Here is a 24,054-nt window from a genome sequence, read left to right as displayed (position 1 = left end):
TTCCGGCTCAGGGAATTTCGCCGAAGCTGGTGACGCGATCCGGAGCAGCGGCAGCGCTGCCGACTCGAATTCGGGAGGACACGCATGACACCCACGACCTCACCGGTGCGCGTTGAAGCCACCGACGCCGCCGACCAGCCCGAACGAACTCCTCAACTGGAGGCTCTGTACCGTGACTTCGAGCGGCAGCTCCTCGTTCCGCTGTGGACCGAGATCGGTGAGCTGATGCCGACGCATCCGCTGTCGCAGGCGCGACCGCATCGCTGGCGCTGGAAGGACCTGCTGCCGGTGGCGGAGCAGGCGGGACAGCTCGTCCCGGTCGGCCGCGGCGGTGAACGCCGCGCGATCGCCTTGGCCAACCCCGGACTTGGCGGTCAGCCGTTCGCGACCCCGACGCTCTGGGCAGCGATCCAGTACCTCAACCCGCAGGAGGACGCGCCGGTTCACCGGCACACCCAGAACGCCTTCCGCTTCGTGGTCGAGGGCGAGGGCGTCTGGACCGTGGTGAACGGCGATTCGGTTGCCATGCGGCGCGGGGACTTCCTCCCGCAGGCCGGTTGGCACTGGCACGGTCACCACAACCGCAGCGAAGGGGCGATGGCCTGGATCGACGGACTCGACATCCCCTTCCAGCACTACACCGACGCGACGTTCTTCGAGTTCGGACCGGACCAGGCGGTCACCCGCGCGGCACTGGAGCGCTCCAACTCCGAACGGCTGTGGGCGCACCCTGGCCTGCGGCCGCTGACCCACCTCCAGCCCACTCCCGCGACCCCACTCCTCGCCTACCGATGGGAACACACGGATCGGGCGCTCGCCGAGCAGCTGGCCTTGGAGGCGGAGGGACACACGGCGACCGTCGAGCCCGGCCATGCGGCGGTCCGCTACACCAACCCGACCACCGGCGGCGATGTCCTGCCCACGCTGCGCGCCGAGTTCCACCGCCTGGCGCCGGACACCACGACTGCGGCGCACCGCGAGGTCGGCTCCTCCGTCTTCCAGGTCTTCGACGGCGCCGGCGAGATCACCGTCGGGCAAACCCGCTGGACCGTCGAACGCGGCGACCTGTTCGTCGTGCCCTCCTGGCAGGCCCTGACCCTGGCCACCGAGGCCGGCCTGGACCTGTTCCGGTTCACCGACGCACCCATCTTGGAACGACTGCACCTGCACCGCTCCCACCACGAAGGGGCCCAGGCATGAAGCTGGCCAGCATCCGCACCGACAACGGGCTCCGCACAGTCCGCGTCGAGGGCGACACCTACGTCGACGTCGGCCCCGGGGACGTCGGAAGCCTCCTCGCCAGGGCCGACTGGCAGGCACACGCCGCGGGAGCCGTCGGCGACCGCCTTCGAGTTGTGCCCTCCCGGCTCGCGCCCGTGATCCCGCAGCCCGGAAAGATCGTCTGCGTGGGCCTGAACTACCGCAGCCACATCACGGAGATGGGTCGCGATCTGCCCGAATTCCCGACCCTGTTCGCCAAGTTCCCCGAGGCCCTCATCGGGCCGAACGACCCGTTGACGCTGCCGTCGGAGTCCGGGGAGGTGGACTGGGAGGCGGAGTTGGTCGCCGTCGTCGGGCAGCGTGTCCGGCGCGCGGATCGGGCAACCGCCGAGGCGGCCATCGCCGGATACACAATCCTCAACGACGTGACATTGCGCGACTGGCAGTTCCGAACCCGAGAATGGCTGCAGGGCAAGACGTGGGAGGCGACCACCCCCCTCGGTCCCTACCTGGCAACCCCGGACGAGCTCACCCAGGACGCCGAGATCAGCTGCGCCATCGACGACGAGGTCGTACAGAAGTCGAACATCGGCGACCTGCTCTTCGACGCGGCCGACCTGATCAGCTACGTCTCCACGATCCTCACCCTCAACCCCGGCGACCTGATCGCCACCGGCACCACCGGGGGAGTGGGACACGCCCGCAAGCCGCCGCGCTACTTGCGGGACGGACAGACCATGGTCACCCGCATCGAGGGCATCGGCGAACTGGTCACCCCCGTACGGAAAGGCACGACGTCATGATGCACCCGCCGACGTCCCGGCACCTTCCCTGGATGACCGAGGGACACGAGTACTTCCTGTGCGCGCTGCGGAACTTGGGCGACGAGGAACTGGAGGAGCCGAGCGCCCTGCCCGGCTGGACCCGCAAGCATGTGCTGTCCCATGTCGGCCACAACGCGCGAGCGCTTGCCCGCCTGACGCACTGGGCGGCGACCGGGGAACTGACGCCCATGTACCCGAGCCCGTCAGCGCGGGACGAGGAGATCGAGGCGGGGACTCTCTGGTCGGCGGCGCGGCTGCGCGCCTTCGTCGAGGAGGAACAGGTGCGGTTGTCCATCGCGCTCGAACGGCTCACCTGCGCGGGCTGGCGGGCCGAGGTCGTCACCGCGCAGGGGCGCACCGTTCCGGCGACAGTCATCCCCTGGCTGCGCAGCCGCGAGCTGTGGGTCCATGCGACTGACCTGCGGTCCGGCGCCGACTTCGCAGGCTTCCCCGCCGACTTCACCGACGCGCTGATCACCGATGCCGTGACGAGGCGGCGCACGGCGCAACTGGTGGAGGTGAGCGCGAGGGCCACCGACCGCGCGGTGAACACCTTCGCGGACGGCGACGTCGTCGCGGAGGGTACGGCCGCCGACCTCGCCCGCTGGCTCACCGGCAGGGGCACACACCCGCAACTCGTAACGACTGCGGGAGACCCGCTCCCAGAACTTCCGCCGTGGCTGTGACCATGCTCGGCATCCCACCAGAAGGACGACGATGAAGACCACAGCGGCTGTCGTGGAAGCTCAGGGCGCACCCTTCGAGCTCGTCGAGGTCACGCTTGATGATCCTCAACTGGACGAGATGATCGTGCGGATCGTCGCTGTCGGGCTGTGCCACACGGACCTGAGCGTGCAACGGGGTTCCACTCCGTTTCCCCTTCCCGCCGTCCTGGGCCACGAGGGTGTGGGCGTGGTCGAGGCCGTCGGTTCACAGGTCGGGAACTTCACGCCCGGTGATTGCGTGTTGATCAGCTTCAACTCGTGCGGAGCGTGCGCCGGTTGTGGGGCGGGACGGCCCGTGTATTGCGACCACTGGACGGAACTGAACCTGCTCGGTGGGTCGCGCCTGGACGGTTCCGCCCCGATCACACATGGGGCGGGGGCGATGCACGGCCACTTCTTCGGGCAGTCCTCGTTTGCCCACCACGCGCTCGTGCAGGCCAGGTCGGCAATCAAGGCGCCTGACGACATCGATCTGGACGTTCTCGCACCACTCGGGTGCAGCGTGCAGACCGGCGTGGGAGCCGTCCTCAACGTGGCTCAACCGGCCGCGGGCAGTACTTTGGTGGTGATGGGTGCCGGTGGCGTGGGACTGGCCGCGGTCATGGGAGCTCAACTGACCGCCGTGTCGCGTGTCGTGGCCGTGGACGTCAACCCAGCGCGGCTTGAGCTGGCCCGGGAACTCGGGGCCGCGGACATCGTCAACGCCACCGAGGTCGATGTGTCCAAGGCAGTGCGAGAGCTGACCGGAGGCGTCGGAGCCGACTACGTCATCGAGACGAGCGGCCGAGTGACCGCGCTGGAAGATTCGATTGCCTCCCTGGCCTCGGCCAGCACCTGCGTCGTGGTCGGTGCGCCGCCGTTGGGCTCGACCATATCCGTCGACGTACCGGACTTGCTCGTACGCGGTATCCGGCTGCTGGGTACCAACCAGGGCGACAGCAATCCGCAGCTGTTCCTGCCCCAACTGATCGAACTGCACCGGGAGGGCCGCCTGCCCTTCGACCGGCTGATCCAGCGGTTCCCGTTCGAGGAGATCAACGATGCCGCCGCGCAGGCACGGGACGGATCCGTGATCAAGCCGGTCCTGGTCATGCCCTAGACGAGGGCAGCGCTATCACTCGTAGGTGACGTTCCGCTTTCACCTGGCGCCCCGGTACAGGGCTCCGTCATCGCGTCCGAGGGCGTCCCAGGTACAGGCGTCTTGTGCCAGCCGGCGGTGCAGGCGCAGTCGGTCACGGGCCTCGTCGATCCAGGCGCGCAGTCGGGACCAGGCGGAGACCAGCGCTTCGTGGGCGAGGGCGACCGTGTCGCCGTCGAGGGTGCCCAGACGGGCGCGTGCCAACTGCTCACCGAGCACGCCCACGTCAGAACCGGTCTCTCCACCAGTTCCCGCACTCTCCAACTCGGCGTGTGTGACGGGGTGACTGGTGTCCTGTGCGCTCTCGCCGGGGGTGCACAGGCGGAAGGAAGGCCCGCCGGACCGGCCTCAGCTTGCTCGGCCGCCAGCCGGCCGTAGAACCCCTCGGTGGTGCGGGCCAGCGCACCCTCTGCCTTTTCACTGGGTGGGATGGGGTGGGTAGGGACACGATCGGTTCGCGGTGGAGGGCTTGATGCGGGGCCCGACGTTCGACAGTTGTGTCGGTGCGATCAGCGGTCGCGACGGCCAGTTCTGAGGGGGCGGGTTCGGCAACTGAGGGCTGCCGGGCACGTCGCGTTGGTGCTCTTCGGGCACGGCCTGCCCGTCCTGGTTGCGGGCCTGGTGAAGATGACGACGTCTTCGTGTTGGACGACGGAGAGGGGGGATGCCTTGCCGTCGGGCGTGGTTGACGTTCTTCATCTGGAAGAACGAGGGGCGGGTGATGAGGCGGTTGTTGCGGATGCCGGCGAGGAGGGCGACGCAGCGTTCGGTGGGGATGAGGCCGGCGGATTTGCCGGCGGCGAGGACGGCGGAGGGCAGGTCGATGAGTTCGCCGCGTTCGCGCCAGGGGCGGGTGGTGATGACGGCGGTGCCGCCGGGGCGGAGCATGGTGCGGCACTGGGCGAGGATCTCGGTGAACGCCTCCAGGAGGTGAGCGGTGGGGACGTGGGCGAGGTTGGCGCGGTCGGCGTAGGTGATGACGGGGGTGCGGGCGTCCATGCCTGGTTCGGTGTCCTGCACGGTGAACTTGAGCAGGGGAGCGGGCAGTTGGCCGGCTCGGGTGGTGAAGACGGTCCGGATGCGCTCGATGGCCCAGTCGGGGAGGACGGTGCCGGGGGCGGGAGCAGCGTGCGGTTCGTCGGGGGAGGGGAGCCAGATGGTGGTCGGCAGCGGGTGGTTGGTGTGCGGGCGGGAGGCGTGTGGGGTGTTGTGGGGCGGGGTGGTGGGCATCGGCGGGTGGCGCCCGGGCAGTGGGATCGAGTCCGTCTCGTGCTGACGTGGAGTAATAGGGATACGGGCGGAGGGTTTTGCCATTGCCGTCGTGGGCGTTCGAGTCGGTGGCGGAGGTGTAGATCAACCGCGACGGACGGGGTCGGGCTGTTCGTGTGGTCGTGTTTGACCAGCTCAGCGGTGAGTCGGATCGCGGGGGCATGCCTGCGTCCCGAGTGACTTGGTAGCGACGCCTGGGGTGTGCGAACGGTGAACAAGGCGCGTTGGGCGGCAACGTACGTCTCCTCAAGTGCTCCCTCTCGAAGGACGGCGAGGGCACACGCGCCGTTTGGCCCTGTTCGGCGGTGGAGTCATCCGACCCGTTGAGGCCGGTTGGTCCGGCAGTTTGTCGGGTCGATCAGCCTTGTTGCGTTGGCTGTTCGTGCAGTGGCCCCCTGGAATGCGCCGTTGGCAGGGGGCCACTGGTCTCGGTACGTGGTCAGCCGGGCGGGAGTTGGAAGAGCTCACGGACACGGCCAACCAGAAGGGGGCATCCCAGAACGGTGACGAGGCCGCCGTCCCCGACGAGTTCCGTGGCGTGACGGACGGCGTCAGCGGTCTCTTCCCGTACGTACAACTCTGGGCGTGACGCCAGAGCGGTGCGCATCGTGTCCGGGGCCGCTTCTTTGGGGTGACCGACCCGGGTCAACACCACCGGCCAGTCAACTGGCAGCGGCTCAAGCATGGTTGCCACATCCTTGTACCCGAGGGTGCCGAAGACGATGGCGGTGTGTTCGGCGGCGCGGGACTGCTTGAGGATTTCCGGGGCTGCGGCGACCGCGCCCTGGTGGTTGTCGGCGATGTCGAGCAGGAGGCTGCCGGTCCAGGAGCCGAGGCGGGCCGGTGCCAGGAGTTCGAGGCGGCCGGGCCAGCGGGTCGCGGCCAGGCCGCTGCGCAGGGCCTCATCCGAGAGGTCGCCGATCAGTCCTCGTTCGGCCAGCGCGTCGATGCCGGCTACGGCAAGAGCCAGATTGCGATGTTGGTGTTCTCCGCGGAGTGGGCAGGGCAATTCGCGGTGGACGGCATGTGGGGTGGCTACTTCCAGCACGGTATGTCCGTCGCGGGCCGTGCGTGGCCGACAGTGGATTTCCCGGTGGAGGCGCCAGACGGTCAACTCCGTGTGCGGCTGGAGGACGTCGTCCACGGCCTTGGCCGCCTCCGCCGGCAACTCACCGAGCACGACGTGATCGCCGTCTCGCACGATGCCCGCCTTGTTCCGCGCGATCTCGCCCAGGGTGCTTCCCAGCAGATGCTGGTGGTCCAGGCTCACTCCGGTAATGACCTTCACACCGGGGTCGAAGTAGTTGACCGCGGTGCGCTGGCCGCCGATGCTCGCCTCCATGACCGCCAAGTCTGTTCCCGAGAGGGCAAAGTGAACCGCCGCTGCGGCCGCATGCACCCCTCCTGCATTGACCACAAGGCCCGTCCTCCTGAGCGCGTCGTCAACCTTTGCGAAGGCGTGGTGACACGCGAGCGAGGAGACGGGCTCCCCGTTGATGCGGATGCGTTCGGTGACGTGCTGCAGGTGCGGGCTGGGCATGCTTCCGACGCGCATGCCCGCCGCGGCCAACGCGGAGACGGCGAACGCGCAGGTCGACCCCTTTCCGTTGGTGCCGACGACGGTCATGCCCCGTAGGTTGCGTCCCGGGTCGCCGAGGGCATTGAGGAGTTGAGGCATCGCGCTGACACCCGCTCCGTTGAACTGGTAGCGGCCGATGATCTCTTGACACGCCAGATCTTCCCTTGTCGCCAACTGTGCCTCGCAACCGAATTGGTGGGGGGAAATTCGTGCTCGAAACTGGTCAACCGGCTTTCGACTTCAGGTAGGCCCGGGCGAGAGCCACCGCTTCCCAGGTGTCGCAGTCGAACGACACTCCGCCGACATCAGGCACCTGCCGCAGGGCGAGAGAACGGGTCAGTACTCGAATAGGCAGTCCCGCCAACAGTCCGTGCTGAGCGAGGGTTCGCGCAAGGCCCCGTCGCACGGCTGCGGTCCGATATGCGGCGAACAGTGGATTGTCGCGGCCCTGTGTCTCCAACATGACCGCGCCCTCGATCGCGGAACCGGCCGCCTGGCGCAGCAACTCCGTGACCGTCTCCTTCCGCGCGAAGGGAAGATCCGCCGCCAGGACCACCACGTACGGCGCGCGCACCCAGCGCATTCCCGCCGCCAGCGCCGCGAGCGGCCCGGCGTGCGAGGGGCCCTCGCGCACGTGATGCACCTGGTGGGCGGTGGCCCGGTGCGGGCCCACCACGATGGTCCTCCCCGCCCCGACGCATGCCTCGATCGCCCGATCGAGCAGCGGCATGCCGCCAACGGACACCGTCGGCTTGTCCGCTCCGCCCAAACGTCGGGCGCGCCCTCCCGCCAGCACCACAGCGTCGTAGTACTTGCCTGTGTCGCCTCCGGTTCCCTCTTCGTTGCTGTCGAGGGAATCCCTTGTCGACCGGCCGTCACCATGCATGCCTGCCCCGTTCAGCCTTGCCTCCGGAAACGTATAAGCCAGGTTGCCGTTGGGAGTTCGAAGATTCTGCTGAGGGCAGGATCGGGCCCATGAGGTGGAGAATCCACCTGTTCCCGGCCAAGCTCGACGGCAACGGGGCGCAGATGCACCCGGCTCCACCGTGCCGAAGTGCCCGTACCCCGCGCCGCGGTTGGAGCCAAACGGTCCTGCGACAGGGGCCACACGGGTCCGCATGATGGCGACACGTCCGCTTGGCGCGCAACGGTCTCGGTGTGCCGCGGCTCGGTGCCGATGCCCGGAATCTCCCAGACTTGCTTCGCGCGGAGCCGGTGCTCGGCCTGCTCGAAGGCTGCCAGGACCTCACCGTAGCCAGGCGGCAGTGGCCTCAGGCGGCTTGGTGTCGACCTCGGCGGTCAGTTCGAGCGTCGTTGCGCGGGTGAAGTCCGTACATTCCAGGGCGTGTTCGGCAGTGCCGAGCTGCTCGGTGAGGAGCGCGAGCTGTGCACGCAGTTGCCCGGCCGTCTCCCGCACCAGCTGCTGCCAGGCTTCGGACGTGTCCCGGAGCTGTTTCACTGGCGCTCCCTCGAACCGGACAACCGGCCTTCAGGCACGATGCGGTCCGCTGAACCTCGCTCACAGAACCCCCAGTCAGACCCACCACGCAAGTACACGTTCTCTGACGGGGAGAGCGAGGACTGCTTCCCCGCCAAGTGGGCACCGTGGAACACGTGGTACGGGGGTGCGGCCGGGAACGCGAGTTACGGTCGCAGCGCGTTCTGCCTTGAGGGTTGCCTCCAGCACGACCCTCGGCATTCGCGGCAAGGATGCCCGCCTGGCCACGAGAGGTTAGGCGATTGCACCAGAAAATGCGCTCTCGTGATGGTGGTTCCGGCCCGGCAGGCGGGCCCGCCGGGCGGCCCGTCGTGGGTTTGCGCCGAATCCTGTTGGCCGGAAGCCCTCGCCGCTGCGGGGGCCCAAAGTGTCCTGTCGAGCATTCGTTACCTGCTGTGAGGCTTGCTCCGTTCGGTCGGCAGATAGCCGCCGGCGAACGGAGAGAGACGATGGCAGTCGCATTCGCTGATGCCCTGAAGGCTTCGCACGGTCCGGGGCTGGCGGTGCAGACGTTCACGCAGATGGTGACCAAGCAGAGCAACATGGACACCAAGACGCTCAAGGAAAACGACAAGTTCAAGGACGAGCTACCGACCGATCAGAAGCACGTCGTCGACGACGGCCTGGCGGCGCTCGACCAGATCAACACCCACCTCGGCAAGGCCCGGGGCCACGCCACCGACTGGAACACCGACCCGAACCTGCTCCAGGGCATGATCGGGACCAACGAGAACATCTACGGCCACGGCGACCTCATCAGCGCGGCCCTGAACGAGCTGCCGGCCTCGTTGCAGAAGGCCAAGGAGAGCGGCGACGACCAGCAGAAGCGCAGGGCTCTGACCGAAGCTCAAGATCAACTGAAGACCATCGAGCAGGACGCCGAGTCCTACCTGGCGGCCGTGGAGAAACTCGTCAAACGGCTGGGGACGTTCCAGGCGGACATCGAGGCGGACTTCCGGGCCTTCGACGGGGACAACACCAAGGTCGTCGCACTCCTCAACGGCGACACCGGACTCCTCAACACCATCTCCAGCGAGATCGACGCCCTGCACTCAGCCATCTCCAAAGACAACGCGATGATCGCCGGTGGCGCGGTCATGATCGCTGCTGGTGTCATCGCCGGCGTTGTCGGTGGCATCCTCATCGCGACCAGGATCGGCGGCAGGCCGGGGCGTTCGCCGTCGCCTTCGAGGTGCATCATGCCGACGAGGCTGCCGGCGGTCTGGTCGAAGCCGACCCGGTCCGCCCAGGGGCCGGTGGGGCCGTTGAGGGTAGCGGTGGCGTGGATGACGCCGGGGCGGATCCCGGCGGCCTGTTCGGGGCTCAGGCCGATGCTGTCGAGGTAGCCGGGGCGGCGGTTGGCGTAGAACACGTCGGCTGTGGTGAGGAGTTGACGGATCCGGGCCGCGCCGTCGGTGGATCGCGGGTCGACGGTGGCGGAGCGGACGCCGACGTTGGCGCTGAGGTAGGGGGTGTCCCGCTCGATCTCGCCCGGGCGCCAGATGTTGAGCACGTCCGCCCCGTGCAGGGCGAGCGCGCGGCCCGCGCCGGCGCCGGCGATGACGTGGCCCATGCCCAGCGCCCGGATGCCGGACAGCGGTTGGCCGCCACCGGTGGGGAGCGGCTCGGCGGGGCTGTCGCCGATCTTCTCGACCTCGATCAGCGGCAGTTGGGCGAGGTGGTCGCGGTACTGCGGCTCGTCGAGGATCTCCAGTGGGGAGCGCAGCATCGGGAGCACCGTGCCGGCCTCGGCGGCGGCCTGTTCGAGGTCTGCGCCCTTCCACTGGGCGATCGCTGCGGCCACCGCCTCGGGGTCGTTCGGGGTGCCGAGCAGCTTCATGGCGGCGTCCTTGATGCCGGGGTAGGGGTTGAGCGGCATCATCCAGCGGCCGTCGGCGGTGGGGTAGAAGGAGAAGCCGAGTGCCTGGTTCTCCTTGCCGGAGCTTCCCGGGTAGCCGTTCAGCAGTTCCCACTTGCGGTCGTAGAACGGGCACAGGCGGTGGGGCGTGGTGCGCAGGTCGACGGCGATGTCCTGGTCGGCACCGCCGCGCAGTCGCCACAGCTTGGCGACCGCGGCGGACTTCGCGGCCAACGCGATGCCGGCCGCCGCGCCCAGTCGCAGGGTGCTCGGGACGACCGGGTCGGCGCCCCGGAAGGTGACGGTGCCGCCGGTGTCCTGCGGGCTCATGCCGATGCCGTCCAGCACCTCGGTGAACGCGGCGTGGATGTCGAAGGCGTCGTCGGTCGCGGGGGTGGCGACGGCGGCTTCGATGCGTTGGGTGAGGCGGCGGGCGTCCGCTGTGGTCATCGGTCGGCTCCCTGGTGTGGCACGGGCGGTGAAGTCGAGCCGGTGGGCTGACGGGCGACCCGCCCGAGGCGTCTCGGCGCGCCTAGGTGTAATTTGCAACTAGTTTTAGTGTAGTTTGCATCTAACTTTTCGGCAAGAGGGCCGGACGGGAAGGCAAGGGCTTGGGGCTCTGTGGGTTCTGGGGGAGTGCCGCCCGAGGGGACCGTGCCTTGCTGCCCTGCGCCCGGGTGGGCGCGGTATGCAATGGTCCGGCTCCGCTCTCGGGGTCGGATCGGTGTGGCTGAGAGGCGGGACAGATCCTCAGGGGTGAGGCGACGTCCAGGGCAACCGCGAACGGCCCTTGACGTCCGCGTAGCGGCGCTCGTCCGCCCCTGCCCCGTCGCCAGGGGCGGACACTGAAGCGCGCTCGGGTTACGGGCGCGGGTCGATGGGGGCCAGTACGCCGAAGTGACGCTCGATCACCTCGGCGGCCTCCAGGCACAAGTCCTCGCGGTACCTCTGGCCGATGAGCTGGACGCCCTGAGGCATGCCGCCCGCGAACCCGGTGGGCACGCTCACCGCAGGCACTCCGACAAGGGAGGTCACGGTGCACAGGGCTCCCGCCAGCATCATCTGGGCGTGACTCTCGGTGTCGGTGTCGTCGGGGAGCAAGTCGGCCCCGGGAACGGGCTGGGGGCAGGTGGCCCCGAGGAGCAACGGGTGAGTGTCCAGGAGCTTGGCCCAGTCGCGTTGGATGCTGAGCCGGACACCGGTCTGCCGGAGGAACTCGTCGAGATCGGTGTGCGGAGTGCGTTCCATGAACAAGTCGATGTGCTGGGCGCCCCTTTCGGTGAGCAACTGCCTGATGCGGGGCCACTTCACGCCGAACTCGGTCATGATGAGCTTGCCGTAACACTCCAGGGTCTCGGCGAGCCGGGGGATCTGCACCTCCTCGGTCGCATAGCCCGCCTCCTCCAGGGCGGTTGCTGCCTGGTTGATGGCGGCGCGGATCTCGGGGTCGACGCCGGCTCCGGCCGGGTCGGCCACGATGCCGACCTTGAGCGGGCCGGTGGGGCGGGGCCCGTATGCAGGCACCGGGACCGCCCGCGGGTCCTCCAGATCCGCGCCCGCCAGTGCCTCGTAGGCCGCACGCAGGTCGGCGACCGAGCGGGCGATCGGGCCGTCTACGGGGATGAGTTGGGAGGCCAGCATCGGTTCCTGGCCCCTGACGCGGTGGTCGGCGGCGAAGCGGCCGTGGCTCGGCGCCAGTCCCGCCACTCCGTTGAAGGCCGCGGGCATGCGCACCGAGCCCCCCGAGTCGTTGCCGAGGCCGAGCGCCGCCATGCCGACCGCCACCGCCACCCCGTCCCCGCTGCTGCTCCCGCCCGGGGTCTTCGACCGGTCCCAGGGGTTGTACGTCCTGCCGTAGAGCTGGCTCGCGGGGTCTGAGGAAATCGCCAGGTCGGGCATGTTGGTGTGGCCGATCGGGATCGCCCCGGCGGCACGGAGTCGGCGCACCGGTGGGGAGTCGGCCTCGGCCAGGTGATCGCGGAGCTTCGGCACACCGTGCGTGGTCGCCCACCCCGCCACGTGGATGTTCTCCTTGACGGTGAACGGCACCCCGGCCAGCGGGCCGAGCTGTTCCCCGGCCGCGCGGCGCCGGTCCGTTGCGCGCGCGGCTTCGCGGGCGCTGTCCGCCATGAGTTGGGTGATGGCGTTCGCGGCCGGGTTCACCGCCGCGATGCGCTCCAGGTGACTCTCCACGACCTCGGCCGCAGAGACCTCGCCGCGGACGACGGCCGCGCCCAGCTCGGTCGCATGGTGCTTCCACAGTTCGGTGTTCATTGCATCGCCGGGACACGCGCTCTGCCCTCGTGGGCGGTGAGCGCACACCCCTGCCCCCTCTCCCTCATCGCGCCGTGACGTGCCACGGCAAGGCATGGCACTCGGCTCCTCTTCGTTCCGATGCGCTTGCATCACATCCTATGCTGGGAAGCGATGCAAGCGCATTACAACGAGAGCGGTGAGGCGAGCCCATGCCCAGACAGGTGGACCACGAGGAGCGGCGACGGAGGATCGCGGAGGCGGTATGCGCGCTCGCCGACAGCAGCGGCCTAGAGGGCGTCACCCTGCGCGACGTCGCCACGCGAGCCGGTGTCTCGATGGGAGCGGTCCAACGCTGCTTCCGCACCAAGCAGGAGATGCTCGTCTTCGCGCTCAACCACGTCGGCGAGCGGGTGACCGAACGGGCACAAGCCCGCACCGCCACGGCAGCACCCTCGACCAACCCGGCCTTGGGGCACGTACTGAGCGAGATCGCCTTGGTCGACGAGGCGCACCGGAGCGAGGCGCGGGTCTGGCTCGCGTTCGTCGCGCAAGCCGCCGTGACCCCCGAACTCGCCACCGTGCTGCGCGACCGCTACGCCGAGTTGCACCCCCTGCTCGTGCGCCTGCTCCGCGAGAGCTCCGCGAACGCCCCGGCACCACACCCCGGCGAGGCCCTCCGGACGGACCACGACCCCCACCAGGCCGCGCACACGCTACTCGCCCTCGCCGACGGCCTGACCACCCACGTTCTGATCGGTCACCTGACCCCGCGGACCGCGCTCGACCTCCTCAACGCCCAGATCGACGCTGCCACCCGAGCGAGTCCGCGAGATGCGCCCCCCGCTTCGCAGTGACGCGCACCGACCCCTTGAGCGACTGGGTGCTCCGGTGCGCGTGTGGGGGCGGTGCCGGATTTAGGTGTGCGCGACCGCGAGGGCGGCGGCGGCTGCCTTGGCGATGGCTGCGACGGCCTGAGCCGGGTCGGTCAGTTCCACAACGGTGGTGTGAGGGCCCTGCCCCCGGAAGCACCGCGAGACCGACGTACACGACGACTGCTACGCCGATCGGCAAGACGACCCGTTCCACACCCGCGAACGCTTCGCCTGGTTTGTGGACAACTGGTCCGCCCGCCCGGGGTTCGCCTGTGTCGTCGGTTATGACGCGGGCGAACCCGTCGGCTTCGCGTACGGCGCCCCGGCCACCGAGGGGCACGAGTGGAGGCGCGATTCTCTCGACCCGGCGCCGGCAGATCCGCGGACCTTCGCCCTGTCTGAGCTGACGGTTCCGTCGAAGTGGCGGAAGACTGGCACGGCCCAGCGGCTGCACGAAGCGCTGATGGCGGAGCGTCCCGAAGCCCTGGCTGCGCTCCTGGTCGACTCCGACCATCCGAAGGTAGCGGCCCTGCACGAGTCGTGGGGATACCGGAAGGTCGGGAACCAGCAACCGTTCCCGGACTCCCCGAACTTCACGAACATGCTCCGTGCTCTGACCTCCTCATGACGTTGTCAAGCCGCCGCTGTGACTGGGCCGGGCCACGAAGTTGAGAGCGTGGTGGAAACGTCAACTCGCCCGGTGGTTGGGGACCTTGGGGTGAGCGGGAGCGATCAGCCAAGGTGAAGCCAGCGCGATCGGGGTCGATCCCTGGTACGGACTCCACGGCATCGACCATGGCGCGGCGCAGCGACTGGTGGAGGGTGAGCTGAGCACCGCTTCTTGCTCGACGAGGAGGGATGCGCAAGGACTTCGCTTTGTGGCCGGTTCTCATGGCTGAAGCGGTGGTCGCTTGGTTGGGGTGGGTTCTTCTTCCGTGGGACCGGATCGCCAGGGCTCGCTGCGGCGGCGGTCTCGGATGGTGGGTTCGACGGGATCCGGGAGCATGGCGCGGTTCAGGCGGTATCCCTTGCCGTTGTCCACGCAGATCACGTTGGGGCGGCCGAGCTTGTGGCGCAGTCTGCTGACGGTGGTGCGTACGGTGTTGGTGCGCGAGTCCATGTGGGTGTCCCAGATGGTGGCCAACAACTCCTCGTGGGCGATGGGTTGGCCTTGGGCTTCGAGGAGAAGTTGCAGCACGGCGAACTCCTTGGGGGTCAGTCTCACCAGACGCCCGCGGACGCGAACTTCTCGGCGTGCCGGGTCCAACGCGATTCCCCCGTGACGCAGGATCAGGGGTGCCGCAGCTCGACGGCGTCGGCTGAGAACCCGTATGCGGGTGACGAGTTCGACGAAGGCGAAGGGCTTGGACAGGCAGTCGTCGGCGCCCGCCCGCAGCCCGCGGACCCTGTCCTCCACCTGGTCCACAGTCAGCAACATGACCAGTGGCGGATCATCGTGGCCGAAGAGGCTACGACACATTTCGTAGCCCCCGATCGTCGGCAGGTTCTGGTCAAGGACGACGACGTCGTAGTTGTTGCAGTTGCTCAGCCGTTCGGCCTCGTCGCTGCGGTGAACGAAGTCGACGGCCATGGCGTGTCGACGCAACTCACTGACGACTGATTGAGCCGAGGCGCTGTCGTCGTGGGCGAACAGAATTCTCATGGTGTTCCTTGCGCCCGCGGCGTTGCGCTCGGGGAGGTGTGTGCGGGGGTGGGATCGCCTGTTGGCGTTGGTGGGTGGTTCCGGCCTGCGACGGCTTCGTGCGAGGGGGCCGGGGCTCTCGGCGCCTTCGAGGTCAGACGTCGGAGGTGGGGGAGGAGGACGCGGAGGACCGGCGCGAAATTCCGGTGCGTATCAGGGTGAGGAAGGAGTCGAGTTCCTTCTTCACGCTGGGGGCCAGCGGGTAGAGGCCGGTGATGTTGATGACCGCCAGGAGGAAGAGCACCGCGTCGGCCATGCTGATCAGGGAACTGAGGGAAAGAACGGGGCCGAGGGCGACGAACGCGGTGAAGAGCAGTTTGTAGACGGTCTCGGTGGTGCGGCTACGCCCGAGGAGGAACGTCCACGCTTTGAGGCCGTAGTAGCCCCAGGTGATGATCGTGGAGAACGCGAACAGGAGTACCGCGATGGTCAAGAGGTAGGGGAACCACGGCAGTGAGCGGGGGCAGGCATGGTGGGAGCGGGAATGCTCGGAACACGTAGGGCGTCCATGCGGTGCGAGGAGCTTCGGTACGCGTCCGGCTGCCGCTGGTGATCTGGCATCCTGGGAGGTCTCCTCGTCTTCAACGGGCCGTACAAGGCCGCTGGGACAGCGCCGCGCCAACACTGTTCGGCGCCCCCTGGTGGGAGCGTGGTGCGGTCGCGGAGGCTTGACGCACAACGTGTGTGCCGCGTGCCTGGCGATCCCTGACGGCGAAGAGCGGGGCCCGGCCGGCGGTTGTTACCTCGGCGATCACGACCGTTTCGGGCACAGATAAGCAGGTGTCTGTTTACACGGACGTAAAAGTCGCTCTTGCCAGTACGGTGGCGTTTCGACACTCCCCTCCTGATATGTGTCGACTGTGCACCACTTTCCCAAGGTTGAGGCCCCGTCACTGCGCACTACGGGTCGGTGCACGCAGGGGTGTTGATGTTGCCCAGCGGGGCGGGCAGTTCGCCCCACCCGTGCTTGTGCCGGTCCTGGTGGTGGACCACCGCCCCGGCTCGGCTCAGCGCGGCGACGATCGCCAGGCCCCGGCCGCACCCGTAGAGCTGTTAGGCAACAGCACCATGCGCAGGGAGGGAAGTCGACAGCCTTTCGTGAGGTCTCCGACCGACGAAAGTATGCTGCCGATACACCTCTGCTCCCGAGGCTCCAGGGGGGAGCGAAACTGATGGGTCGTCAATATATTGCGTGTTGTTGTGGGTTGTTGGTGTGGTTGACGGTCTCGCGGTACTGCTGATCGCCAGCGCCTCTCCGCGCACAACGGATGGGTCTCCTGCGTGCGGGTCCCGATTCCGTCCCTGGCAGCCGCCCCATGGTGGCCGCTCACGTGTGTAGGAGTCCTGGAAGTCGATCCGGAGCTCGCGGGCGCGGCGATTGCGCTCGGCGGCAGGCCAGCAGCCCCCGGGCGGCCGCCAAGATGCCACAGGTGCGGGTCGACGAGATCAGCGGTTGCTCGGAGGCGCCCGACGGGAGTCGTATGGCAAAGGACTGTAGGACTGCCACCGCTCCGTATCTACACCTACGTCTACATGCGAAATATGTCCTTGTGTTGGTGAGACTGCCGGAGGGGGCGGCCAACTTCGGAGGCGTAGGCGCCCCAGTCGCCGCCGTCGCTTGACGGCGACGGTGATGTGGATGCAAGGGGACGGACGAGGACTGCGGCGGGCAGCTCGGTGGCGAGTTGGGACAGTGGGGCGAAGTGGTTGCCGCGAGCCGCACGCCGAGTTCGCGAGTCGTTCCGTCGAGCTGTCCCGCCTACCTCTCGGTCGATGCTGGAGGGCCGGAGTTGGTGGAGCTGTTGAGGTCGAACTCCGAAGGCCCGGCAGGCTCAGGCGGCTGAGAGGACGCAGCGGTCTTGGACGACTCGGAAGTCCCGGACGGATGCGGCGTATTGCCGATCTCCGCCACCTCTGGCTCCGTCGACTCCGCCGAAGCCTCGTCGGCCACCGGCTCCGCGCACTCTTCGGCGACCGCGAGTAGCACGGTGTCCTGCGTGGCCAAGTCGGTGAAGTTCTCCGGGTGGTGGCAGGCCACCTGCTGACCGGGCCTCAGCTCCCTGAGCAGCGGCCCGGTCGTGCGGCAGATCTCCGTCGCCTTCCAACACCGGGTGTGGAAGCGGCAACCGCTCGGCGGGGTGATCGGCGAGGGCACGTCGCCCTTGAGCAGGATGCGTTCGCTCTTGGTGTTCCTGCGGCGGGGGTCCGGGATCGGGACGGCCGACATCAGCGCCCTGGTGTACGGATGCATCGGCGTGTTGTAGAGCGACTCGCGGTCGGCCAACTCCACGATCTTGCCGAGGTACATCACCGCGATCCGGTCCGAGACGTGCCGGATGACCGACAGGTCATGCGCGATGATCACGTAGGTCAGGCCCAGCTCCCGCTGGAGGTCGTCGAGCAGGTTGACGACCTGCGCCTGGATCGACACGTCGAGTGCGGAGACCGGCTCGTCGGCCACGACCAGCTTCGGGTTGAGCGCGAGCGCCCTGGCGATGCCGATGCGTTGACGCTGCCCGCCGGAGAACTCGTGCGGATAGCGGTTGTAGTGCTCGGGGTTGAGGCCGACCACGGACAGCAACCGTTGCACTTCCCTCTTGATCCCGCCCTCGGGCCGCACGCCCTGGAGCCGGAAGGGGGCGCCGACGATGGTGCCGATGGTGTGGCGCGGGTTCAGCGACGAGTACGGGTCCTGGAAGATCATCTGCACATCGCGGCGCAGCGGGCGCATGCCGCTCACCCCGAGGTGCGTGATGTCCGCGCCCTCGAACTCGATGGCGCCCGCGGTCGGTTCGAGCAGCCGGGTGATCAGCCGGCCCATCGTCGACTTGCCGCAGCCGGATTCGCCCACGACGCCGAGGGTCTCGCCGGAGCTGACCTCGAAGTCGAGACCGTCGACCGCGCGCACCGCCCCGATCTGCCGCTGGAGCAGGCCCTTCCTGATGGGGAAGTGCTTGCGCAGACCGGTCACCTTCAGCAGTACCTCGCCCGGGGCGACGTCCTTGGTGACGGTGGCCGTACCGGTGGCGCCGTCCTCGGCGTCGCCGCTCCGTGCGGGCATGTTCACTGCCCTGTCCTTGGCGTTCTCACTCACAGCTTCGGCGCAATCTCTTCGGTCCATATCCGCTCCCGCTGCCCCTGCGGCATGTGGCAGGCGGCCCAGTGCTGATCGCCGACCTCGATCAGTTCGGGGCGGACCGTGCGGGTGATGTCGCCCTTCGGAACGTCGGCGTACGGGCAGCGCGGGTTGAACGCGCAACCGGCTGGGACGTTGATGAGGGAGGGCGGGGAGCCCTTGACGGGGATGAGCCGGTCCCGCTGGTCGCGGTCCAGACGCGGCATCGAGCCGAGCAGGCCCCAGGTGTAGGGGTGCCGGGGCTCGTAGAACACCTTCTCGGCCGGTCCGCGCTCGACGCAGCGGCCGCCGTACATCACCAGGAGGTCGTCGGCCAGTTCGGCGACGACGCCCAGGTCGTGGGTGATGATGATGACCGCGGAGCCGAACTCCTTCTGCAGGTCGCGGATCAGGTCGAGGATCTGCGCCTGCACGGTGACGTCCAGGGCGGTGGTCGGCTCGTCCGCGATGAGCAGTTCGGGGTTGTTCACCAGCGACATCGCGATCATCGCGCGCTGGCGCATCCCCCCGGAGAACTCGTGCGGGTAGCTGTCCACGCGTTTGTCCGGTTGGGGGATGCCCACCCGGTCGAGCATTTCGACGGCCCACTTCCGGACGGTCCTCTTGTCGACATGGTGGTGGACCCGGTATGCCTCCATGATCTGCTGACCGATCGAGTAGTACGGGTGCAGTGCGGACAGCGGGTCCTGGAAGATCATGGCCATCTCACGGCCGCGCATCCTGCGCACGCGTTCCGGATCGGCGGACAGCAACTCGGTGCCGTTCAGCCAGATCTCGCCGGAGAGCCGCGCCCTGCGCTTGCCGTACTGGCCGGCGGTGTGCAGGCCCATGATGGCCAGCGAGGTCACTGACTTGCCGGACCCCGACTCGCCCACGATGCCGAGGGTCCTGCCCTTCTCCAACGCGAAGTTGAGCCCGTCGACGGACTTCACCAGGCCGTCGTCGGTGGGGAAGTGCACCTTCAGGTCGCGCACTTCCAGGAAGGAGGTCGGGGCCAACGAGGCGGCGGCGTCGGCGGGTTCGCCCACGGCGGCGTCGCTGTTGCTGAGTTCGGTCACGCGAGCCTCACTCGGGGATCGATCGCGGCGTACAGGGCGTCCACCACGAGGTTGGCGATGAGCACCGCGACGGAGGTGATCAGTACGACACCCAGGATGATCGGCAGGTCCTGGGTCTTGATGGCGTTGAGCACCGCCTGGCCGAGGCCGGGCAGGCTGAACGTCGTCTCGGTCAGGATCGCGCCGCCGATGAGGGCGCCGAGATCCATGCCGAGCATGGTCAGGAGGGGTGTCATGGTCGAGCGCATCGCGTGCTTGGCGATGACGGTCTTCTCCCGCAGGCCCTTGGCACGAGCCGTGCGGATGTAGTCCTCGCCCAGGATGTCCAACATCGTGGCGCGGGTGATTCGGGCGTACATCGCCGCGTAGAGGAACGCCAGGGTGATCCACGGCAGGATCATGCCGCCGAACCAGCCGCTGAAGCTGTCGCCGAGGGGTACGTACTCACCGTTGATCCAGCCCAGCCCGAACGCGAAGATCGCCAGGCTGAGCATGCCGGTGAAGTAGATGGGGAGCGAGACGCCGCCGAGGGCGATCAGCATCGCGCCGCGGTCCCACAGGCTGCCCCGCTTGAGCGCGGAGAGCACACCCGCGGCGACACCGAAGAGCAGCCACAGCACCGCGGCACCGAGTGCGAGCCCCAGGGTCACCGGGAAGCGGTCGGCCAACACGGGCCAGACGGCCTGCTCGCTACGGAAGGAGTAGCCGAAGCACGGCGCGGCGCACTGGGTGGCCTCGCCACCGCCCGTGTAGGTGCGGCCGACGAAGATGCCCTTGAAGAACTCCCAGACCTGAAGGTGGATCGGGTCGCCCAGACCCAGCTTCTGCCGCACCGCCTCAACGGCGGCGGGGTCGGCCTGCTTGCCCACGAAGCTCGTGGCCACGTCGACACCGGCCCACTGGGGGACGAGGAAGAAGATGCTGAAGACCACCAGGATGATGACCACCAACATCACGGCGGCGGCGAACAACCGCCTGATGAAGTAAGCGAGCACGGCTTACGGCCCGCAGCGGACCGCGGACGTCCGGATGTCTCCGGGGCCCGCGGTCTCACCGCGCCGGCCTTCACCTGCCTTTCGTGCCGTACGGGCGGGTGTGCCGGGTCTACTTCGAGGATTTCAGGCCGAGGTTGACGAAGTCGTACATGCCGCTGTAGCCGTCCGAGGTGTAGACGTTCGCCAGGCGGTCGGAGCGCCAGTTGATGAACCGCTCGAAGACGAAGGGCAGGTAGTAGCCGCCCTCCATGACCTTGTGGTTGATCTGAGTGGCGATCCCGGCCTTCTTGGCGTCGTCCAACTCGTTGACGTAGTCGTCGAAGAGGCCGTCGATCGTCTTGTCCTTGATCAGGGCGTAGTTGTTGTTACCGCTCTGCAGGATGTAGTTGCTGTTCCACAGCGGCAGACCGTAGCCCTGGACGGAGGGGAAGTCCGGACCCCAGCCCATGATGATGATGCCGTAGCCCTTCTTCTTCACGTTCGCGGGACTGCCGATGATGCCGGCGATCTGCGAGCCGTCGTACTGGTCGATCTGCGCGTCGATGCCGATCTTCTTCAGCGATGCCTGGAGCGACTCGGCGGTGGCCACCTCGACCGGCTTGTTGTTGCGGACGGCGATGGTGGTCTTGAAGCCGTCCGGCTGCCCGCAAGCCTTCAGTTCTTCCTTGGCCTTCTCGACGTTGCCGCCCTTGTTGGCGCCGGCCAACCCGAACGGGTCGTACTTCTGGCCCTCGGCGCCAGGCACCGCCGGGGGCAGCATGTTGGTGCCGATGTCACCGCCGGCGACCGGGCCGCCGCGCGCGGTCTGGAGCGATACGTGGTCGGCGCCGTAGATCACGGCGTTGCGGCAGTGGATGTTGTCGAACGGCTTCACGCTCTGCGGGAAGACGGCGTAACGGACGTAGCCGGAGACCGGGTTGTCCAGGTTGGCCTTGTGCTTCTTCAGGGCGGTCTGGCGGCCTTGCGGCGACATGCCGGTCTGGCTCAGGTCCAGGTCGTAGTCACCGGCTATCAGGCGCTGGTCCATCTCGTTGGCGTTCGAGAAGAACTTGATGGTGATCTCGTCCGGGTATGCCTTGCGGATCGGGTCCGAGGTCTGCTTCCACTCGGTGTTGCGGACGAGCTTCAGGTCCTTGCCCGGGCTGTACGAGGCGAACTTGTACGGGCCGGAGGAGAAGGGGTGCAGACCGTACTTGGACTTGGTGTCCTTGTCCTGGCGGACCGGGGATGCCGAGACCAGGCCCAGCATCTGCTCGAAGTCAGAGTTGGCCTTCGGCAGGTGGAAGACGATGGTCTGGTCGTCCGGTGTGTCGATCGCCTCCAGCCCCAGGCGTTCCTTGTGCGTGTCCTTGTAGGGGCCCTGGTACTTCCCGTCCGGGTCCAGGACCTCCTTGAGATAGGTCGGACCGCCGGACAGCACATCCTGCGCCCAGACGCGTTCGATGCCGTACTTGACGTCCTTGGAGGTGATCGGCTTGCCGTCCTCCCAGGTCACGTCGGAGCGCAGCGTGTAGGTGTAGGTCTTGCCGTCGTCGCTTACCTTGGCGAGGTCCTTGGCGAGGTCCGGGGTCACCTGCGCGCCGGTCTCGCCGGGCTCCGCCTTGTTCGTGACCAACTGGCGGCTGTAGTAGCGAGAGAAGTTCCACATCATGCCGTAGTAGCCGCGCGTGGTGTCCCACGAGTCGGCGTCCTGGGCGGACGCGAACTTCAACGTGCCGCCCTTCTCGGCCTCGGAAGCCTGGGCGACCTTGTTGTTGGCCGCGTCGTAGCCGGCCGCACCGTTCTTCGAATCGCCGCTGTCGGCACCGCCGTTGCCGCCACACGCCGCCGTGGTCAGCAGCGCCCCGACCACGGCCGCTGCGGCCAGGGTCTGCTTGCGCCGCGCTGAGGTGCGTTGGGTAGTCACGTTCTTGCATCCTTCGGATAGAGGGGAGGCCCCGCGGAGGTCACGGGCCACTGGGGGAAGGGGAGTTCAGCGAGAGCCCTTGGGGTCGAGCGCGTCGCGCACACCGTCGCCGAAGAGGTTGAAGGCGAGAACGGTGATGAAGATCGCCACACCGGGGACCACCATGTACATGGGGTCGGCCGCGTAGTAGTCGATGGCCGTCGAGAGCATCTGGCCCCAGGAGGCGGTCGGCGGCTTGACGCCCACGCCGAGGAAGCTGAGCGCGGCCTCGGTCAGGATGTTGGTCGGGATCATCATCGTCGTGTAGACGATGATCGGCGCCACGATGTTGGGCGGCAGTTCCTTGAACAGGATGTAGATGCGGCCGGCGCCCAGCGAGCGCGCCGCCTCGACGTATTCGCGTTCGCGCAGCGAGAGCGTCTGGCCGCGCACCACGCGTCCGATGTAGGGCCAGCCGAAGAAGCCGATGACCAGGATCATCACGAAGACGCGCACACCCGTGCCGGACAGGCCGAGCATCTCGTTCGGCATGACGGAGACCAGCGCGATGATGAACAGCAGCTGTGGGAAGGCGAGCAGGCCGTCCATGACCCGGCTGATGGCCGCGTCCACCCAACCGCCGAAGAAGCCGGCGAGGATGCCGAGGACGGTCCCCAGGATGACGGCGACCACGGCGGACAGGAAGCCCACGAGCAGGGAGATCTGGGCGCCGTAGACGACGCGGGCGAAGACGTCGCGGCCGCTGACCGGTTCGACGCCGAGCAAGTGGTCGCCACTGATACCGCCGAGGGCGCCCTTGGGGGTGCCGAAGAGCGGGTCGATCAGGTCCTCGTGGTGCAGGTTGGGATCCTGGCCGGCCGCGTGCACGATCGCCGGTGCGAGAAGCGCGACCACGATGAGGAAGAGCACGACGATGCCGCCGGTCAGAGCGAGTTTGTCGCGCTTGAGGCGTTCCCAGGCAATCCGGCCTAGGGAACGGCCCGGTACGGCCTTGGCGTCGACGCTGGCGACCGATGCCTGGTCGGCAGCGTTCGGCGCCGCTTCCGCAGTCGGCTCGTGCAGTGGTGCCGTCATCTGGCAGGGACCCCTCTCAACCGGCGGTGGCCGGCCCGCGCTTGGCGCTGTGGCGGCTGTTCAGTCCGTCGTACGCAGGGGCAAACGCCCTGTTGGTGCGGGAGTCTTCAACGCCTCGGTGAACTATTGCCAGACATGGCGGCGAATGGATGCGCAAACGTGATCTAGCGGATAGACGGGGCTAGTTGGGATTCCTCGCGGCAAAAACGGACCATCTCCATTTATCTACGCGTTATCTACACGCGCAGAGCCAGTCGTGGCACGGAAACGCTGCTGATGGGCGGGACCGTACGAGCCGACAACCGCCCCGCGCCGGCGGATGCCTGAGCCCCGACAGACAGGCCACCGTTCAGCCCGGCGAAAGTGACCGGTACGCGGCACCGCTACTGGAGAACGGCCGTCGACTCCGTGGCGCAGTGGGGTATGACGTCAACGCAGGTGCCAGGCGAGGGGGCTTGCGCGGCATCCGGCTCTTGGGGGCGGGCACGTCGGGGAGGGAACACGTCGGCCGACCGCCGCCCGACCACGGCTGACCGACTGTCCGCTGCCGTCGTACGCTCCCGGGCTCAACCAACCCCGTCGGGGGGCGTGCGGCCCGCACCTGACGGGATGAGCTGACCTCGGTGTCGTGGAGTCCGTGAAGCCAGGCATGGATCCTGACCCGAGGGAGAAGCGTGAGCAGTACGGGTCGTCCGAATGCGCGCGTCGCCAAGGTCCCGGGCATCCGCAAGCAGGCCCTGCGCGGCTGGGCCCGCCAGGCCGAGGCACGCGCCGGGGAACGCGACGACCGGCCGACCAGCGTCGAGCGTGAGGGGAGCTGAAGCAACTACGCAAAGAAATAGCGGAGTTGAGACGGGCAAAACGAGGTCCTCAAGGCAACAAGTGCGCTTCTTTGCCCAGGAGTTCGACCGTCCCCGGACGGGGGCGACCAGGTGATCGACGA

Annotated in this window: 19 protein-coding genes and 3 pseudogenes; 8 read left to right on the top strand and 14 right to left on the bottom strand. The window is 68.0% G+C overall.

Annotation, left to right across the window (positions count from 1 at the left end):
* Positions 1–84: 84 nt before the first annotated feature.
* Genes PV796_RS02125 through PV796_RS02110 form a run of 4 tightly spaced genes read left to right on the top strand, consistent with a single transcriptional unit; the run spans position 85 to position 3,869 of the window.
* Positions 85–1,200 carry a cupin domain-containing protein gene (locus PV796_RS02125; RefSeq protein WP_274911052.1) on the top strand — a complete coding sequence of 372 codons (1,116 nt, stop codon included), beginning with the start codon at positions 85–87 and terminating at the stop codon, positions 1,198–1,200.
* A complete protein-coding gene (locus PV796_RS02120; protein ID WP_274911051.1) occupies positions 1,197–2,024 on the top strand; it encodes a fumarylacetoacetate hydrolase family protein in 828 nt (275 codons plus the stop codon). Before PV796_RS02125 ends, PV796_RS02120 begins: the two co-directional genes overlap by 4 nt.
* 32 nt (positions 2,025–2,056) lie before the next feature.
* On the top strand, positions 2,057–2,731 hold the full coding sequence (locus PV796_RS02115) for a maleylpyruvate isomerase family mycothiol-dependent enzyme (protein WP_274911050.1): 675 nt from the start codon (positions 2,057–2,059) through the stop codon (positions 2,729–2,731).
* Positions 2,732–2,762: 31 nt separating this feature from the next.
* Complete coding sequence (locus PV796_RS02110) at positions 2,763–3,869, top strand: NAD(P)-dependent alcohol dehydrogenase (protein WP_274911049.1); 1,107 nt, start codon at positions 2,763–2,765, stop codon at positions 3,867–3,869.
* Between the two features lie 39 nt (positions 3,870–3,908).
* On the opposite strand, the gene PV796_RS02105 is transcribed toward PV796_RS02110, so the two are convergent.
* The 5 genes from PV796_RS02105 to PV796_RS02085 form a co-directional block, all read right to left on the bottom strand.
* Positions 3,909–4,229 (bottom strand): nSTAND1 domain-containing NTPase, encoded by a 321-nt coding sequence (locus PV796_RS02105; protein WP_342456949.1) that lies wholly within the window; start codon positions 4,227–4,229, stop codon positions 3,909–3,911.
* A gap of 96 nt (positions 4,230–4,325) precedes the next feature.
* Positions 4,326–5,138 carry a hypothetical protein gene (locus PV796_RS42220; RefSeq protein ID WP_274911047.1) on the bottom strand — a complete coding sequence of 271 codons (813 nt, stop codon included), beginning with the start codon at positions 5,136–5,138 and terminating at the stop codon, positions 4,326–4,328.
* 478 nt (positions 5,139–5,616) lie between these two features.
* Complete coding sequence (locus PV796_RS02095; protein WP_274911046.1) at positions 5,617–6,855, bottom strand: bifunctional folylpolyglutamate synthase/dihydrofolate synthase; 1,239 nt, start codon at positions 6,853–6,855, stop codon at positions 5,617–5,619.
* 124 nt (positions 6,856–6,979) lie between these two features.
* Complete coding sequence (mobA, locus tag PV796_RS02090; RefSeq protein WP_274911045.1) at positions 6,980–7,642, bottom strand: molybdenum cofactor guanylyltransferase; 663 nt, start codon at positions 7,640–7,642, stop codon at positions 6,980–6,982.
* Between the two features lie 360 nt (positions 7,643–8,002).
* The gene (locus PV796_RS02085; RefSeq protein ID WP_274911044.1) at positions 8,003–8,215 is read right to left on the bottom strand and encodes a hypothetical protein; all 213 of its coding nucleotides are present in this window, start codon (positions 8,213–8,215) and stop codon (positions 8,003–8,005) included.
* A gap of 251 nt (positions 8,216–8,466) precedes the next feature.
* On the opposite strand from PV796_RS02085, the pseudogene PV796_RS42215 reads away from it, so the two are divergent.
* Positions 8,467–9,261 (top strand): annotated as a pseudogene (locus PV796_RS42215) (HBL/NHE enterotoxin family protein); the annotation flags it as partial.
* Positions 9,262–9,362: 101 nt separating this feature from the next.
* Here PV796_RS42215 and PV796_RS42210 read toward each other — a convergent pair.
* Positions 9,363–9,983 (bottom strand): annotated as a pseudogene (locus tag PV796_RS42210) (CoA transferase); the annotation flags it as partial.
* A gap of 990 nt (positions 9,984–10,973) precedes the next feature.
* Complete coding sequence (locus tag PV796_RS02070; RefSeq protein WP_274911040.1) at positions 10,974–12,386, bottom strand: amidase; 1,413 nt, start codon at positions 12,384–12,386, stop codon at positions 10,974–10,976.
* Between the two features lie 191 nt (positions 12,387–12,577).
* Between PV796_RS02070 and PV796_RS02065 the strand changes: the two genes are divergently transcribed.
* Both PV796_RS02065 and PV796_RS02060 read left to right on the top strand, forming a co-directional pair.
* A complete protein-coding gene (locus tag PV796_RS02065; RefSeq protein WP_274911038.1) occupies positions 12,578–13,222 on the top strand; it encodes a TetR/AcrR family transcriptional regulator in 645 nt (214 codons plus the stop codon).
* Between the two features lie 223 nt (positions 13,223–13,445).
* A pseudogene (locus tag PV796_RS02060) lies at positions 13,446–13,868 on the top strand (GNAT family N-acetyltransferase); the annotation flags it as partial.
* Between the two features lie 261 nt (positions 13,869–14,129).
* Here the strand turns inward: PV796_RS02060 and PV796_RS02055 are convergent.
* From PV796_RS02055 to PV796_RS02025, 7 genes are all read right to left on the bottom strand, one after another.
* Positions 14,130–14,903, bottom strand: coding sequence for a response regulator transcription factor (locus PV796_RS02055; RefSeq protein ID WP_274911037.1), 774 nt, complete (start codon positions 14,901–14,903; stop codon positions 14,130–14,132).
* Positions 14,904–15,036: 133 nt separating this feature from the next.
* Positions 15,037–15,567, bottom strand: a complete 531-nt coding sequence (locus PV796_RS02050) for an alanine:cation symporter family protein (protein WP_274911036.1) — start codon at positions 15,565–15,567, stop codon at positions 15,037–15,039.
* Between the two features lie 1,134 nt (positions 15,568–16,701).
* A complete protein-coding gene (locus PV796_RS02045; RefSeq protein ID WP_274918820.1) occupies positions 16,702–18,003 on the bottom strand; it encodes an ABC transporter ATP-binding protein in 1,302 nt (433 codons plus the stop codon).
* 29 nt (positions 18,004–18,032) lie between these two features.
* Complete coding sequence (locus PV796_RS02040) at positions 18,033–19,136, bottom strand: ABC transporter ATP-binding protein (RefSeq protein ID WP_274911035.1); 1,104 nt, start codon at positions 19,134–19,136, stop codon at positions 18,033–18,035.
* Positions 19,133–20,131, bottom strand: a complete 999-nt coding sequence (locus PV796_RS02035; RefSeq protein ID WP_274911034.1) for an ABC transporter permease — start codon at positions 20,129–20,131, stop codon at positions 19,133–19,135. Before PV796_RS02035 ends, PV796_RS02040 begins: the two co-directional genes overlap by 4 nt.
* Before the next feature lie 109 nt (positions 20,132–20,240).
* Positions 20,241–22,037 (bottom strand): ABC transporter substrate-binding protein, encoded by a 1,797-nt coding sequence (locus PV796_RS02030; RefSeq protein ID WP_274911033.1) that lies wholly within the window; start codon positions 22,035–22,037, stop codon positions 20,241–20,243.
* A gap of 66 nt (positions 22,038–22,103) precedes the next feature.
* On the bottom strand, positions 22,104–23,111 hold the full coding sequence (locus tag PV796_RS02025; RefSeq protein WP_274911032.1) for an ABC transporter permease: 1,008 nt from the start codon (positions 23,109–23,111) through the stop codon (positions 22,104–22,106).
* 674 nt (positions 23,112–23,785) lie between these two features.
* Between PV796_RS02025 and PV796_RS02020 the strand changes: the two genes are divergently transcribed.
* Positions 23,786–23,932, top strand: a complete 147-nt coding sequence (locus PV796_RS02020; protein ID WP_274911031.1) for a hypothetical protein — start codon at positions 23,786–23,788, stop codon at positions 23,930–23,932.
* Positions 23,933–24,054 lie beyond the last annotated feature (122 nt).

This window comes from Streptomyces sp. WZ-12 (assembly GCF_028898845.1).
Lineage (GTDB): Bacteria > Actinomycetota > Actinomycetes > Streptomycetales > Streptomycetaceae > Streptomyces.
Note: the sequence above shows the minus strand (reverse complement) of the source record. Positions and strands in the feature narration are given on the sequence as shown.

Bases quoted from the DNA above. Each gene is read 5' to 3' on its own strand.
- PV796_RS02125 (WP_274911052.1), top strand. From the start codon at position 85: ATGACACCCACGACCTCACCGGTGCGCGTTGAAGCCACCGACGCCGCC.
- PV796_RS02120 (WP_274911051.1), top strand. From the start codon at position 1,197: ATGAAGCTGGCCAGCATCCGCACCGACAACGGGCTCCGCACAGTCCGC.
- PV796_RS02115 (WP_274911050.1), top strand. From the start codon at position 2,057: ATGACCGAGGGACACGAGTACTTCCTGTGCGCGCTGCGGAACTTGGGC.
- PV796_RS02110 (WP_274911049.1), top strand. From the start codon at position 2,763: ATGAAGACCACAGCGGCTGTCGTGGAAGCTCAGGGCGCACCCTTCGAG.
- PV796_RS42220 (WP_274911047.1), bottom strand. From the start codon at position 5,138: ATGCCCACCACCCCGCCCCACAACACCCCACACGCCTCCCGCCCGCAC.
- PV796_RS02095 (WP_274911046.1), bottom strand. From the start codon at position 6,855: ATGCCTCAACTCCTCAATGCCCTCGGCGACCCGGGACGCAACCTACGG.
- mobA (WP_274911045.1), bottom strand. From the start codon at position 7,642: ATGCATGGTGACGGCCGGTCGACAAGGGATTCCCTCGACAGCAACGAA.
- PV796_RS02070 (WP_274911040.1), bottom strand. From the start codon at position 12,386: ATGAACACCGAACTGTGGAAGCACCATGCGACCGAGCTGGGCGCGGCC.
- PV796_RS02065 (WP_274911038.1), top strand. From the start codon at position 12,578: ATGCCCAGACAGGTGGACCACGAGGAGCGGCGACGGAGGATCGCGGAG.
- PV796_RS02055 (WP_274911037.1), bottom strand. From the start codon at position 14,903: ATGAGAATTCTGTTCGCCCACGACGACAGCGCCTCGGCTCAATCAGTC.
- PV796_RS02045 (WP_274918820.1), bottom strand. From the start codon at position 18,003: ATGCCCGCACGGAGCGGCGACGCCGAGGACGGCGCCACCGGTACGGCC.
- PV796_RS02025 (WP_274911032.1), bottom strand. From the start codon at position 23,111: ATGACGGCACCACTGCACGAGCCGACTGCGGAAGCGGCGCCGAACGCT.